12 protein-coding genes are annotated in these 13665 nt (G+C 61.3%); 6 read left to right on the top strand and 6 right to left on the bottom strand.

The window, feature by feature from the left end; genetic code table 11:
• Window positions 1-11: 11 nt before the first annotated feature.
• Window positions 12-359, bottom strand: a complete 348-nt coding sequence (locus FHT84_RS21695) for a CAP-Gly domain protein (protein ID WP_112341783.1) — start codon at window positions 357-359, stop codon at window positions 12-14.
• 464 nt (window positions 360-823) lie between these two features.
• Here FHT84_RS21695 and FHT84_RS21700 point away from each other — a divergent pair, with 464 nt between their 5' ends.
• From FHT84_RS21700 to FHT84_RS21715, 4 genes are all read left to right on the top strand, one after another.
• Window positions 824-2008, top strand: coding sequence for a four-carbon acid sugar kinase family protein (locus tag FHT84_RS21700; protein ID WP_183765758.1), 1185 nt, complete (start codon window positions 824-826; stop codon window positions 2006-2008).
• On the top strand, window positions 2005-3021 hold the full coding sequence (gene pdxA / locus FHT84_RS21705; RefSeq protein WP_113249509.1) for a 4-hydroxythreonine-4-phosphate dehydrogenase PdxA: 1017 nt from the start codon (window positions 2005-2007) through the stop codon (window positions 3019-3021). Before FHT84_RS21700 ends, pdxA begins: the two co-directional genes overlap by 4 nt.
• A gap of 552 nt (window positions 3022-3573) precedes the next feature.
• Window positions 3574-4047: a VOC family protein gene (locus FHT84_RS21710; protein WP_112341775.1), complete on the top strand. Its 474-nt coding sequence runs from the start codon at window positions 3574-3576 to the stop codon at window positions 4045-4047.
• A 228-nt stretch (window positions 4048-4275) separates the two neighbouring features.
• Window positions 4276-5019 (top strand): metallophosphoesterase, encoded by a 744-nt coding sequence (locus FHT84_RS21715; protein WP_183765755.1) that lies wholly within the window; start codon window positions 4276-4278, stop codon window positions 5017-5019.
• Between the two features lie 57 nt (window positions 5020-5076).
• Here FHT84_RS21715 and FHT84_RS21720 read toward each other — a convergent pair whose 3' ends face one another.
• From FHT84_RS21720 to FHT84_RS21740, 5 genes are all read right to left on the bottom strand, one after another.
• Window positions 5077-8235: an efflux RND transporter permease subunit gene (locus FHT84_RS21720; protein WP_183765752.1), complete on the bottom strand. Its 3159-nt coding sequence runs from the start codon at window positions 8233-8235 to the stop codon at window positions 5077-5079.
• Between the two features lie 22 nt (window positions 8236-8257).
• Complete coding sequence (locus tag FHT84_RS21725; protein WP_183765749.1) at window positions 8258-9406, bottom strand: efflux RND transporter periplasmic adaptor subunit; 1149 nt, start codon at window positions 9404-9406, stop codon at window positions 8258-8260.
• Window positions 9407-9465: 59 nt separating this feature from the next.
• The gene (locus tag FHT84_RS21730; protein WP_183765746.1) at window positions 9466-10074 is read right to left on the bottom strand and encodes a TetR family transcriptional regulator; all 609 of its coding nucleotides are present in this window, start codon (window positions 10072-10074) and stop codon (window positions 9466-9468) included.
• Between the two features lie 231 nt (window positions 10075-10305).
• Complete coding sequence (locus tag FHT84_RS21735; protein WP_112341771.1) at window positions 10306-10785, bottom strand: hypothetical protein; 480 nt, start codon at window positions 10783-10785, stop codon at window positions 10306-10308.
• 117 nt (window positions 10786-10902) lie between these two features.
• Complete coding sequence (locus FHT84_RS21740; protein ID WP_104824404.1) at window positions 10903-11334, bottom strand: OsmC family protein; 432 nt, start codon at window positions 11332-11334, stop codon at window positions 10903-10905.
• Between the two features lie 329 nt (window positions 11335-11663).
• Here FHT84_RS21740 and FHT84_RS21745 point away from each other — a divergent pair, with 329 nt between their 5' ends.
• A complete protein-coding gene (locus tag FHT84_RS21745) occupies window positions 11664-12473 on the top strand; it encodes a FadR/GntR family transcriptional regulator (protein ID WP_169646382.1) in 810 nt (269 codons plus the stop codon).
• 31 nt (window positions 12474-12504) lie between these two features.
• Window positions 12505-13653: a galactonate dehydratase gene (gene dgoD, locus FHT84_RS21750; protein WP_092712672.1), complete on the top strand. Its 1149-nt coding sequence runs from the start codon at window positions 12505-12507 to the stop codon at window positions 13651-13653.
• The last annotated feature ends 12 nt before the right edge of the window (window positions 13654-13665 follow it).

A 13665-nucleotide genomic window follows, 5' to 3' on the forward strand; every position in this document is an offset into this window, starting at 1 on the left:
GCCGCCTGCCGTCAGACCTTTTCTTTTTTCCTGGTCTTCACCTTCGGCTCGGCGGGCGCATCCGGCGTCGGCGCGAGCAGCTTTCTGAGCGAAGCGATCTTGTCCTTCACCAGTGGACGGAAGCGGCTGGCGCGATAGGGCATGTCGGCGGCGCCATAGCCTTCCGGGCCGTCATCATTACCGCGATGGATCTCCTCGAGCTTCACGCCGATGAAGGTGCCGTCGACATAATGCGTGTACTCGCCGACCCAGCGGATGGTGTAGATCGTTCCCTTGCGGATCAGCTGATCGATGCTGACATGCTTGAACGTATCGTCGATGCAGACGACCTTCTGGCCCACATGGAAATCGTAGCTCACCCTGCCCTCCTTGACGCGACTGAAGCGATCCGCCGCGTGGTTGAGATACAAGCATAGCCGCATATGCACAGTCGAGTAAACGCGGGCCGGCGTCGCAGCCGCGATCAATGAAACGGCGGGGCAATTGCATATGGGGTGAGATCGTTGTCGCGCACCCTCCTTCTCCCCTCGGGGAGAAGGTCCCGACAGGGGGATGAGGGGGATTTGCCGGAAGCACGAAATTCTCGGATTCGGTTCAATCGCCCCCTCATCCGACCCTTCGGGCCACCTTCTCCCCGAGGGGAGAAGGTACATGCGGCACCTGCCTGCTCCATATGCCATGGCCCGACATGAAACGGTGACAAAGCAACCCGTTGACATCCCTAATGGAAGGCTGAAGATTGCGCTTCGTCCGAGCCGCCGCAAGGTCTCCCGTCCACTCCGATATCCGCTACCCGCAAGGCCGCTGAAGGCTCCTAAAGTTCATGCCCACTCTCCGCCTCATTGCTGATGACCTCACGGGCGCGCTCGATACCGCCGTCGAATTCGTCGGTGTCTACGGGCCAATCGCGGTCGAGCGCAGCGATGCGCTTTCCAACAAGCTGCCGGATTGCCTGGCGATCGATAGCGGCACCCGCGAGAAGACAGCCACCGAGGCGGAAGCAATCGTCGGCGGCATTGCACCGCTGCTGCAGGGGGCCGATCTCGCCTTCAAGAAGGTGGATAGCCTGTTTCGCGGCCCCTGGGCGGCGGAATTGGCTGCCTGCTTCCGGCTCGGCTATTGGCGGCATTGCATTCTGGCGCCAGCCTTCCCGCATCACGGACGGCACACGAAGGGCGGGCGGCAGGTGCTTTATGCCGGCAAGGACGCCTGGCGCGATGTCAGCGGCGATCTCGTGACCCATTTGCGCGCCGAGGGATTGCCGGCCTTCAACACGACGCTTGGTAGCCTCGAAGGCAAGCACATTCCGGATGGCATCCATGTTTTCGATGCGCATACGGATGACGATCTCGATGCCATCATCGCATGGGTGTCCTCGCGGCTGGAGGGGCCGGTTCTCTGGAGCGGCACCGGCGGGCTCGCCCGTGCTCTCGCACGCAATATCGAGTTGGCAACGCAGCTTCTGCCCCACGCCGAAAGAGACGCAGGCGAACGCCATCCGGCCCCCTCCGTTCCCATCTCGCGCCGGCTGCAACGGCCGGTGCTCGGCCTGTTCGGCTCGGACCAGCCGATCACCCTGGCGCAACTCCAGGCCTGCGGTCCCAACTGGCTGAAGCTTGGCGAAGATGCTGATGCCAAAACCGTCGATCATCAAATCCGGCAAAGCGGCGTCGCCATGGTCAGCCTCGACCTGCCGACAGGGCTTGAACGCGACGATGCTGCAAGGCGGATCGCGACCACCTTCGGCCGCATGGCCAGGGCATTGCCCGCCCCGGGCACATTGATCGTCGCCGGCGGCGAGACCCTGCGAAACCTGTGCTCGGCGCTCGACGTGTCAGCGCTCAGCATCACCGGCCAGGCAGCGCCGGGCCTGCCGCGCTCCACGATCGTCGACGGCCCCTGGCAAGGCACCACTGTCATCTCGAAATCAGGTGCATTCGGCGGCCCCACCCTGTGGCGCGATCTCTTAAGTGAAAACGGGCTGATTGCCGGAGGAGAAGAACCATGACGCGGCACTTAGCGATCACCATGGGCGATCCCGCCGGCATCGGCCCGGAAATCATCGTCAAGGCTGCAGCACGACTCAAAGATAGGCTCGATGAAGGTAAGCTGAAGCTGACCATTATCGGCAGCGGCCCTGCCCTGCGGCTTGCCGAGCAACAGCTTGGCCTCGATATCGAAATTCCGGACGTGCAGATGGAGGCCGATTGGCCGAACCTCTGCTTCATCCAGGCCGATGCCGAGGGAGAGCCGATCCTGCCGGGCCGGCTTTCCGCCGATGGCGGCCGCATGGCGTTCAAGGCGATCGAAAAGGGCGTTCAGCTGGCGCTGTCAGGCAAGGTCGGCGGCATCGTCACCGCGCCGCTCAACAAGGAAGCACTGAACAAGGCTGGCTTCCATTATGCCGGTCATACCGAGCTTTTGGCCGAGCTCACCGGCGCGCGCGGCTCCGTGATGATGCTCGCCCATGGCAATATGCGCGTCAGCCACGTCACCACCCATGTCGCACTCGAGGATGTGCCGAAGCGCCTGACGCCCGAGCGGCTGCGCCTCGTGATCGACCTCACCCACAAGGCGCTCAGGAATCTCGGCATAACCAGCCCGAAGATCGCGGTGGCGGCGCTCAATCCGCATGCCGGCGAAGGCGGCCTCTTCGGCCGGCAGGATATCGATATCTCCGCGCCCACCATCGCCAGGGCGGTGTCCGACGGGCTCGATATCGTCGGTCCCGTTCCCGGCGACACCGTCTTCGTCAAGCTGCGCGCCGGCCAGTATGACGCCGTCATCGCCATGTATCACGATCAGGGCCATATCCCGGTCAAGCTGCTCGGCTTCGAGATCGATCCCGCGACGGGCAAATGGATGGATCTTTCCGGCGTCAACATCACGCTCGGCCTGCCGATCGTGCGCACCTCGGTCGACCACGGCACCGCCTTCGACATCGCCGGCAAGGGCATCGCCAATGAGCGCAGCCTGATCGAGGCGATCGAATTCGCGGAGAGGCTGGCGACGAGCGATTGAGCTTGGTGTCGCATCGGCCAAATACCTTTCTCGCCTATCGCACCGCTAATACCCCCCTCTGTCCCTCTCGGGACATCTCCCCCACATGGGGGGAGATCGCTGGGAGTATGTCGCTCCGTTTCAGCTAAAACAACAGGAACACAGGAATCAGCAAGTTTAATGCTTGCTTGAGGCAGGAAGGTGCAGCGAGTGACCAATCTCCCCCCTTGTGGCAGGGCTATCGCATATGGAGGCGGACGAGCACCGTAAGCTCCTTCTCCCCTTGGGGAGAAGGTGGCCCGAAGGGTCGGATGAGGGGGTTATCTATTTGAATTCATGGATTTTAGTGGCCTTGGCGGGCACCCCCTCATCCGCCTGGCGGCACCTTCTCCCCGCTGGGGAGAAGGGGGACAGCGGCGCCCTCCGCGAGTTCACAATCGATATCTAAAAGACAATTCTACCCGCCCGCATCGCGTTGAAAGGCATTTTTCAAAGCTCGGTGTCGGCATCCTGTTTCCTCAGACGTCCTCCGGCAGCTTAGCTAGAGAAGTCCATTCGAGAGAGGAACACCCAATGTCCAAGATTGCCCCATGCCTGTGGTTTGCGCGGGAAGCCGAGGAAGCTGCGAATTTCTATGTCTCGCTCTTCCCCGATTCCCGGATCGATCATGTGCAGAAGAATATTGTCGACATGCCCTCCGGCAAACCCGATGAGGTTCTGGTCGTCACCTTCACGCTCGCCGGCCAGCGCTTCATGGCACTGAACGGCGGCGACCGCATCGAATATAATCATGCGATCTCGCTGGAGGTGGATTGCGCCGACCAGGCTGAGGTCGACCGCCTTTGGGACGGCCTTGTCGATGGCGGCGCGCCGGTGGAATGCGGTTGGGTGACGGATCGCTATGGCGTCTACTGGCAGGTCGTGCCGGCGGTGCTCCGCAAGTATATCGCCGATCCGGATCCGGCAAAGGCCGCTCGCGTCATGCGAGCCTGGATGGGCATGGTCAAACTCGACATTGCCGGGCTCGAGGCCGCCTATCGCGGTTGAGCGATCGTTCTGGAGATCGCGTCATGGGCGAGGTTTCCGACGGCGTTCTGAAATTCCCTGCAGTTTCAGCGGTTCAGACCAATGCCTGTGCTCGTAAGACTTGCGGCAGGTCCATGCTTGGAATACCGTCCTATAAGGACTCGCCGAAAGCGGGTTTCTCGACACTATTTCAGGCAATTGGACTGCCGCGGCCGTTCAGGCACGACCCGGCGGGGAACGGTCGATTTCATGCAGCAGCAACGGAACCGCATCGATCTCACGGGACGGGATTATACCGCGATCTATGCGCTGAGCGACATCCATGGCTGCCACGACGAGATGGCGGAGGCTGAAAGGCGTATCATTGCCGACGCCCGCACCCTTCCCGGCCGAAAGCTCCTGCTGTTTCTCGGCGATTATGTCGATCGCGGCCCGCGCTCCAGTGACGTGCTGGCCCATCTCAGCGCGCCGCCGCCGGAAGGCTTCGACCGCTATGCGCTTTGCGGCAATCACGACGATGTCTTCCTGCGCTTTCTCGATGATCCCGATACCAACATCCATTGGCTCGAATTCGGCGCGCTGCCGACGCTCGCCTCCTATGGCATCGATGCCCGGCATGTTCTTTTCGACCTTGGCTATAGCGTCCAGCAATTGCGCGACATGACGCTCAGCGCCATGCCGCCGGCGCATGTCGATCTGCTGCGTTCATTGGCGGTAGCCGTCACGTTCGGCTCGACGCTCTTCGTCCATGCCGGCATCAAGCCCGGCATTCCCTTAAGCTATCAGACGGATGAAGACCTGATGTGGATCCGCGAACCCTTCCTGTCGGAAGGACCGCAATTGCCGCTGCTGGTGGTCCACGGTCACACACCGCATTCGCGCCCCACGTTCGGCTCGGGCCGCATCGGCATCGACACGGCAGTCTCCATGGGCGGAAGCCTGACGATCCTGAAGATCGCCGAAGGTAAACACACGATCCTGCTATCGATCTGAACGGCTCAAACAAATATCCCGGCTCGAAAGCCGGGATATTTGTTTCTTTCAGATCTTTTACTCCGCGGCCACGGCCGGCGGCAGCTGGATCGTATTCTGCTCCTCCTCGTCGGCCCGCTCCTTGGCCGGCGGCTCGACCGACTTGCTCTTGGGCTCGCGACCGAAGAACAGGGCATAGCCGGCAGGCAGGACAAAGATCGTCAGCACGGTCGCGACCAGAATGCCGCCCATCATGGCGTAGGCGAGCGGTCCCCAGAAGACGCCGCGCGAAATCGGGATCAGCGCCAGCACGGCCGTCAGCGCCGTCAGCATGATCGGCCGGAAACGACGCACGGCCGAGCCGATGATCGCCTCCTTCCGATCCATGCCCGCCGCGATATCCTGGTCGATCTGGTCGACGAGGATGATCGAGTTGCGGATGATGATGCCGAGCAGCGCGATGACGCCGAGGATCGCGACGAAGCCGAAGGGCGCGCCGCTGATCAGGAGGGCACCGGCGGCACCGATGATGCCGAGCGGGCCGGTGGCGAGCACCAGCATCGCCTTGCCGAAGTGCTGCAGCTGCGCCATCAGGAGCACGACGATGATGACGAGCATGATCGGCGCCTTGGCGGCGATCGAGGCCTGGCTTTCGGCGCTGTCCTCGGCGCCGCCCTGGATCTCGATCTTGTAGCCGGCCGGCAGGCTGCTCCTCAGATCAGCCATGTCGTTGTAGAGCTTGGCCGTCACGTCGTTCGACTGCACATTGTCGGGCAGGGTCGCCCGCACGCTGATGGTCGGAAGGCGGTCACGGCGCCATTCTATGCCTTGCTCCATCACGGGCACGATCTTGGCGACCTGCGAGAGCGGCACGAAGCCGCCGCTATCGGTCGGGATATAGACCGAATTCACCGAGGTCAGCAGGTGACGGCTCGCGTCCGGCTCGCGGGCGACGATCCCGACAGTTTCTTCGCCTTCGCGATAATTGTCGAGCGTGACACCGGACATCGTGGCCTGCAGCATCTGGCGGATGCGCTGCGAGGTGACGCCGAGAGCGCGGGCGCGATCCTGATCGATCACCAGCTTCATGGCCGGCACAGGCTCGAGCCAGTCGTCATGGATGGCGCCGAGCAGCGGGTTCTGGGCAAAGCGCTGCTTCACCTCGTCGGCTATACGGCGAACCTCCTGCCGGTCGGGACCCATGACGCGCAGCTGCACGGGCCAGCCGGTGGGCGGACCGAGGAACAGGCGGTCGACCTTACCACGGACGGAGGGGAAATCCGCCGCCAGGATGCCGCGCATCTTGGCGATCAGCCGCTCGCGGGCCGGCTCGTCCTTGGCCATGACAAGCATCTGGGCATAGTTCGGGTTGGTGAGCTGCTGATCGAGCGGCAGGAAGAAGCGTGGCGCGCCCTGGCCGACATAGGTAGCGATGAAGCGCTTGTCCGGATCATCGGCCATGCGGGCTTCCAGCGCCTGCGCCTGCCGTTCGACTTCCTTGATGCTGGTGCCCTCGGGCAGCCACAGGTCGACGAGAATTTCCGGACGCGACGACTGCGGGAAGAAGTTCTGCGGAATGAACTGGAACGACCACAGGCTGCCGACGAAGGCGGCAAGCGTCAGGAGCAGCACGATGACGCGGTGGCGTACGGCCCAGGTGACCGACGACCGCAGGCGGCGATAGAAGCGCGTGTCGAACACATCATGATGCTCGCCGGCATGGTGGCGCTGCTTGAGGATCATGTAGCCGAGCCATGGCGTGAAATAGACGGCCACGAACCAGGAGACCACGAGCGCGATGCCGACGACGTAGAACAGCGTGCGGACATATTCCCCGGCCGTCGATGCCGCAAAGCCTACCGGGATGAAGCCGGCTGTGGTGATCAGCGTGCCCGTCAGCATCGGGAAGGCGGTCGAGGAATAGGCGAAGCTCGCGGCATCGAGCTTTACGAGCCCCTCTTCCAGCTTGCGCTCCATGAGCTCGACCACGATCATGGCGTCATCAACAAGCAGGCCGAGCGCGATGATGAGCGCGCCGAGCGAAATGCGCTGCAGGTCGATGCCGAACTCGTACATGATGGCGAAGGTCGCGGCCAGCACCAGCGGAATGGCGATGGCGATCACGAGGCCGGAACGCCAGCCGATCGAGAGGAACGAGACGATCAGCACGATGACGAGCGCTTCGCCCAGCGCATGCATGAATTCGCTGATCGCGTCGGTGACGACGTCTGGCTGGTTGGCGATCTGATCGACCTGAACGCCGACCGGCAGCGAGGCTTCGAAGCGCTTATAGGTTTCCTCAATGGATTTGCCGACATCGGTCACCTTGAAGCCAGGAGCCATGACGACGCCGAGCTGCACGCTTGGATGGCCGTTGAAGAGGAACTTGGCGGTATAGGGGTCCTGCAGCCCGGCGGTGACGGTGGCGATATCGCCGAGACGGGTCACCTGGCCGCCGGCGTTGAGCCGCAGGTTCTTGATATCCTCGATCTTGTTGACGTCACCCTCGACCGAGATGCGCACAGAGCGGGTGCTGGTATCGACGGTGCCGGCCGGATCGACATTATTCTGGCCGATAATGGCGTTCCTCAGGTCGTTGAGCGTCAATCCACGCTCGGCCAGGACCTTGGAGGAGACGTCGATATAGATCTGCTCCGCCTGGTCGCCGATGATGGTGGCCTTCTCGACGCCGGGCGTCGAGAGCAGCATGTCACGGGCCTGGATGGCGAATTTCTTCAGCTCCGGATAGGTGTAGCCGTCGCCGCTGATCGAATGCAGCGTGATGAAAGTATCGCCGAATTCATCGTTGAAATAGGGACCGAGCAGGCCGGACGGCAGCTCGTTGCCGATATCGCCCACCTTCTTGCGGATCTGGTAGAAGGCGTCCTTCACCTCGGCGGTGTTAGTGTCGCCCTTGATCTGGATGGTGGTGATGGCAAAGCCGGCGCGAGTGTAGGATTTGACCCAATCGAGATGCGGCGTTTCCTGCAGCTTGCGCTCGATCTTGTTGACCACCTGGTCTTCCATGTCCTGCAGCGAGGCGCCCGGCCAGACAGTCTGCACGACCATGACGCGGAAGGTGAAATCCGGATCTTCCTTCTGGCCCATATGGGTGAGACCGAGCGCGCCGGCGATGATGATGAGCCCGAACAGAAAACGAGCGATGCTTGGATGGGCGATCGCCCAGCGCGACAGGTTGAAACGCTTCCTCTCGCCGGAGGTGCTGTTGATGGACATGATCTCGTCCCCTCGATCCGGGTCAGCGTACGATATCCGCCGAGGCGGCTTTGGTGTCTGCGGAGGCCTGCTGAGCGCCAGCGCTCGGAAGCTTGACCTTCATGTTCTCGGTCATGAACTGCGTGCCGGCGGCAATGACGACATCGCCGGCCTTCAGGCCATCGGCAACCCTTACGCCGTCATCGGCGAAATCGACAACCTTGATGGCACGGGAATGGACCGTGCCTCCGCTCCGATCGACAATCCAGACGATCTGCTGTCCGTCCTTTTGCGCAAGCGCGCTCAGCGGAATGGACACATAGGGCTGCGTATTGCCGGCGAGCGCTTCGATGGTCGCGGTCATGCCGAGCAGCACGCGCGGATCGTTCGGCAGGCTCACGCGCACCGCGAAGGTGCGCGACTGGTCGGCGCTGCCCGATACTTCGCGCACCTTTCCATCCAGGACGAGAGCCGAGTCGGACCAGAAGCGTGCCTTGACGTCCTTGCCGACCTTGAATTGCGCGATATCCATTTCCGGCACGGCAACCTGCACTTCCTTCTCGCCATCGACAGCAACGGTGATGACGGGCGTGCCGGAACTGACCACCTGGCCAACATCGGCATTGATCGCAGTCACGATACCGCTCATGTCCGCGGTCAGGTCGGCATAGGCGACCTGGTTCTTCGCCTCGGTCAATGCCGAAGCCGCGGAATCCCGGGTCGAGACGGCCTGCTCATAGGAAAGCTCCGCCTGTTCGAGCTGCGACTTGGAGGTGACATTCTTGTCGAAGAGCGTCCGTGCACGCGTGCGGGCGAGCTCGGTCGTCTGCACCTGTTTTTCCGCCGCATCCAGATCGGCCTGCGAGCGGCGCACCGCAAGAATATAGTCGGTGGCGTCCATGCGGGCGATCACATCGCCGGGTTTTACCCTCTGGCCGATATCCACCTTGCGCTCGACGATCTTACCGTTGACGCGAAAGCCGAGATTCATGTCCGTCCGCGCGCGAACGACGCCGGAATAATCGAGTTTGCGCGTTGTATCAGCCTGAGCGATCTCGACGACCTTCACCGGCCGGATCACCTCCGCCGTCTCCTCTTTCTTCTCATTGCAGCCCGCAAGCCCAAGCCCGAAAGCGGCAAAAAGAGCCGCGCCGGCAATGGTCCGTAAAGTGTTGGTCGTCAGCGAAACCATGTCGCTCTCCTAAAGTCGAACAAAGAGTAAGAGCACGCCGGGCACCCGGATGCGCATTGTTATTTCTTCAAAGCCCTAATGACGAACGCGATGATATCTTCGGGATCCGCCTGGTAGGATTTGGCAAGGCACTGTGCCACCATCTGCGGATGACAGAGATCGACGGTCGTCGCAGCGAAGCATTTGGCGGCAAGATGCGGATCCTGTTCGGCGAATTCGCCGGCAGCGATGCCCTCGGCGATGATCTCGGCGACCAGCGCCTGCGTACGCTCGATATGCTTTTCGATGACATGCCAGTCGCGCTCGATGGCGACGATGACCATCTCGTGAACCTTCTGCTCATCCAGCATGGTCTCCAGTATCATCTTGTACTGGGATAGCGCGTAAGCCCGCAGCCGCTCGGTCGCGCTGATCGGCTGATTGCGGATACCAAGGGCCATCTGGTAGCTCTGGCCGAGCATCCGCCCACAGATAGCCTGATGGATTTCCGTCTTGGAACCGAAGAATCGGTAGATATTCGCCGTTGACATGCCGAGATCGCGCGCAATGTCGGCCACGTTCGTCTTGCTGTAGCCATAGTGGCGAAACAGCTTTTCGGCGGCATCGAGAATGCGGGTGATGTTTTCCTGGCGGGCAGGATCGGCGCTGACGTCGGAAAGGTCGAGCATGAGCAAGCCTGATGGTTTACGAGTGACGATTTTCAATTTTCGTCACTCGTAAACCATCAGAGCGCCGATGTCAAGAAAACCGCCTGCAACCCACAGGCGGTTTTCGGATGCTATTCAATAAACCGAGAATGCGCCGAACAACTTGAAACAAGAGTTAAATCATCGACAACGTTCCTCGCGGAACGCAGCGAAAGTGTCCGGCATTTTATCGCAGCGGCGAAAGTCGCCTGCTCAGGCGCCGATAAGCGTCGGATGAAAGCGGCGAAGGCTGAAAAAGCCGACGAACACGATCACCACCAGCAGCACCACCTGCGCGGCTAATATCGGCGGCTCGTTGCCATTCGGCGCCAGCGCGTTGAGCACCGGTATCTTCTGGAACGACTGAACGATCAGCACGAGACAGTTGAAGAAGAGCAGCACCAGAGCGCCGATCACGAAGACGGGACGCCAGATACCTGCAAGATGAAACCTGTAGCGCGCCAGCGCCGTCGGAATGAAGATGAGAAGACAGACAGTCCCGACGATGATCGCCGGCGTGACGCCGTGAAATGGAAATAGAAAACCCGTCAGACTGGTGAGAACGGTGGTCAGCATATAGACGAGCGTCGACCGATTGTGACGGTTGCCCACGAGAAATCCATAGGCCACGACAATGCCGCTCATGATGGCAATCAAGCTTATGACAACATGAATCAAGAGAATTCCAGACATTCGCCTCTCTCCGTGAGCACCGCATTTCAATGGAAATGACAGCCCAATGCCCGGATGCGGAATATATACGAAACGCGCCGCGCCAGCTAGCGCGACGCATAAACCTGAAATTGCGGCCTAGGCGGCGTGAACTTCCAGGGAAATCGGAACGGAGGCAAGCGCCTTGGAAACCGGGCAACCGGCTTTCGCCTTGTTGGCGAGCTCGGTGAAGGTCGCTTCGTCGGCGCCGGGAACCTTGCCCGTCAGCGTCAGATGGATCGCGGTGATGGCGAAGCCGCCTTCGACGCTTTCAAGCGTGACCTTCGCCGTCGTCTCCATGCTTTCGGCAGTGAAGCCGGCTTCATTGAGGATCAGCGACAAGGCCATGGTGAAGCAGCCGGCATGCGCAGCACCGATCAGCTCTTCCGGATTGGTGCCGGGAACGCCTTCGAAACGGCTGGCAAAGCCGTAGGGATAATGATTGAGCGCACCGCTTTGCGTCGAGATTTGACCCTTGCCGTCCTTCAAACCGCCTGACCATTGAGCCGAACCTGTACGATTGATCTGCATGTCGTCCTCCTTGTCGTTGAATGAAATTAGGGAGCGGAAGCCGCCTCCCCGTGATGATCGACGGCAAGCGGCTTGGCCACCTGCACCGCCACCATAACCCTTCTATCCGCTGAAGACGACGCCGCGGTAACAAAAGCGGCGTCGATCCCAAAAGGCAATACGAGTTTTCCAAATCATCATACAAGAATATTGCCAATGTATGATGATTATCGTATCATGATATCGACACGGCCGCGAAAGCTGGCCGGGCATCGCCTGCATGCAAGATCCGCCTGCCCTTGGCCGGGGAGATATTGGGAAAGCATGCGAAACGGTGTGGGGGAGATAGGGTGGAATCGCTGGAAAGACAGGGCCTAGCAAAACAAGGACATGGCTCCTCGACGCAGACGGCGCGCCGCCCGCGTGTGCGCAAAAACGTGACCGCCGCGATCGCCGAAGACATCTGCGCCGAACGTTATCCCTCCGGTTCGACTCTGCCGCGCGAAAACGACCTTTGCGAAATATACGGTGTCAGCCGCACGGTTATCCGCGAATCCCTCAAAGTGCTGGAGTCCAAGGGCCTCGTGCGCGGCAAACCGCGCATCGGCACCACGGTCTGCAACAAGGATGACTGGAACATTCTCGACCAGGATGTGCTGGAATGGATGGGTCCCTACATCGCCGATTTCGATATTCTCGGCTCGATCCTCGAAGCGCGGCGCACGATCGAACCGGCTGCCGCCGAATATGCAGCGGAAAGGGCGACAGCTCGCGAGATTGCCGATCTGGAAAACGCCTGGGAGCGCATGCGCGACAGCGGCGATGATCCGGAAGGCTTTACGGAGGCCGACGTGACCTTTCACAACGTACTTCTGAGTGCCAGCCACAATCAGGTCTTCCGGCGCCTGTCCAGCGCCATGCATGCCGGCCTCAAATATGCGCTCCATGCCTCCAACGTCGCCGCCCATAGCCGCGACGAGGCGATTGCGGTTCACGGCGAACTGGTAGAGGCGCTGCGCCTGCGTGACCGCGCCGCCGCGCGCGACTGCGCTCACCGCATGCTCGATCTTGCCGCCCGCGATCTCGCCGTCGAACGACGGCTGGACGAAGGCCGGAAAACAAATCCCGAAACCCCGAGATCCGCGGCCTCGCGCCGCTGACGCAACCCGAAGTCCAAACGGAATCATCCCCATGAAAATCACCAAGCTGACGACCTATATCGTTCCCCCGCGCTGGCTGTTCCTGAAGATCGAGACCGACGAAGGCATCGTCGGCTGGGGCGAGCCCGTGGTCGAAGGTCGCGCGCTCACCGTCCAGGCGGCCGTGCACGAGCTGGAAGACTATCTGATCGGCAAGGATCCGTTCCTGATCGAGGATCACTGGAACGTCATGTACCGCGCCGGCTTCTATCGCGGCGGCGCCGTCCACATGTCGGCGCTGGCCGGCATCGATCAGGCGCTGTGGGACATCAAGGGCAAAGCGCTCGGCCAGCCGATCCATTCGCTGCTCGGCGGCCAGGTGCGCGACAAGATCAAGGTCTATTCCTGGATCGGCGGCGACCGTCCCTCCGACGTCGCCAACAATGCCAAGGATGTGGTCGCCCGCGGCTTCAAGGCGATCAAGCTCAACGGCTGTGAGGAAATGCAGATCGTCGACACCTATGACAAGGTGGAAAAAGCTGTTGAGACCATCGCCACCATCCGCGAGGCGATCGGCCCCTACATCGGCATCGGCGTCGATTTCCACGGCCGCGTCCATCGTCCGATGGCCAAGGTGCTCGCCAAGGAGCTGGAACCCTACAAGCTGCTTTTCATCGAGGAGCCGGTGCTTTCGGAAAACCGCGAGGCGCTGAAGGAAATCGCCAACCATTGCTCGACGCCGATCGCGCTCGGCGAACGCCTTTATTCGCGCTGGGATTTCAAGTCAGTGCTGTCGGACGGCTATGTCGACATTCTCCAGCCCGACCTCAGCCATGCCGGTGGCATCACCGAATGCCGCAAGATCGCCGCCATGGCCGAGGCCTATGACGTGGCGCTCGCCCCGCACTGCCCGCTCGGCCCCATCGCGCTTGCCGCCTGCCTGCAGGTCGATGCCGTCAGCTACAATGCCTTTATCCAGGAACAGAGCCTCGGCATCCACTACAACAAGGGCAACGACATCCTCGACTACATCTCCAACAAGGAGGTGTTCCAATATGCCGACGGTTTCGTTTCGATCCCACAGGGTCCCGGCCTCGGCATCGAAGTCGACGAAGCCTATGTCATCGAACGCGCCAAGGAAGGCCACCGCTGGCGCAACCCCGTCTGGCGTCATGAGGACGGCAGCGTCGCCGAATGGTAAGACCACGCCCGT

Source organism: Rhizobium sp. BK289, assembly GCF_014193575.1.
In the GTDB taxonomy this organism is placed as follows: domain Bacteria; phylum Pseudomonadota; class Alphaproteobacteria; order Rhizobiales; family Rhizobiaceae; genus Rhizobium; species Rhizobium tropici_C.

Bases quoted from the DNA above. Each gene is read 5' to 3' on its own strand.
- FHT84_RS21700 (WP_183765758.1), top strand. From the start codon at position 824: ATGCCCACTCTCCGCCTCATTGCTGATGACCTCACGGGCGCGCTCGAT.
- pdxA (WP_113249509.1), top strand. From the start codon at position 2,005: ATGACGCGGCACTTAGCGATCACCATGGGCGATCCCGCCGGCATCGGC.
- FHT84_RS21710 (WP_112341775.1), top strand. From the start codon at position 3,574: ATGTCCAAGATTGCCCCATGCCTGTGGTTTGCGCGGGAAGCCGAGGAA.
- FHT84_RS21715 (WP_183765755.1), top strand. From the start codon at position 4,276: ATGCAGCAGCAACGGAACCGCATCGATCTCACGGGACGGGATTATACC.
- FHT84_RS21720 (WP_183765752.1), bottom strand. From the start codon at position 8,235: ATGTCCATCAACAGCACCTCCGGCGAGAGGAAGCGTTTCAACCTGTCG.
- FHT84_RS21725 (WP_183765749.1), bottom strand. From the start codon at position 9,406: ATGGTTTCGCTGACGACCAACACTTTACGGACCATTGCCGGCGCGGCT.
- FHT84_RS21730 (WP_183765746.1), bottom strand. From the start codon at position 10,074: ATGCTCGACCTTTCCGACGTCAGCGCCGATCCTGCCCGCCAGGAAAAC.
- FHT84_RS21735 (WP_112341771.1), bottom strand. From the start codon at position 10,785: ATGTCTGGAATTCTCTTGATTCATGTTGTCATAAGCTTGATTGCCATC.
- FHT84_RS21740 (WP_104824404.1), bottom strand. From the start codon at position 11,334: ATGCAGATCAATCGTACAGGTTCGGCTCAATGGTCAGGCGGTTTGAAG.
- dgoD (WP_092712672.1), top strand. From the start codon at position 12,505: ATGAAAATCACCAAGCTGACGACCTATATCGTTCCCCCGCGCTGGCTG.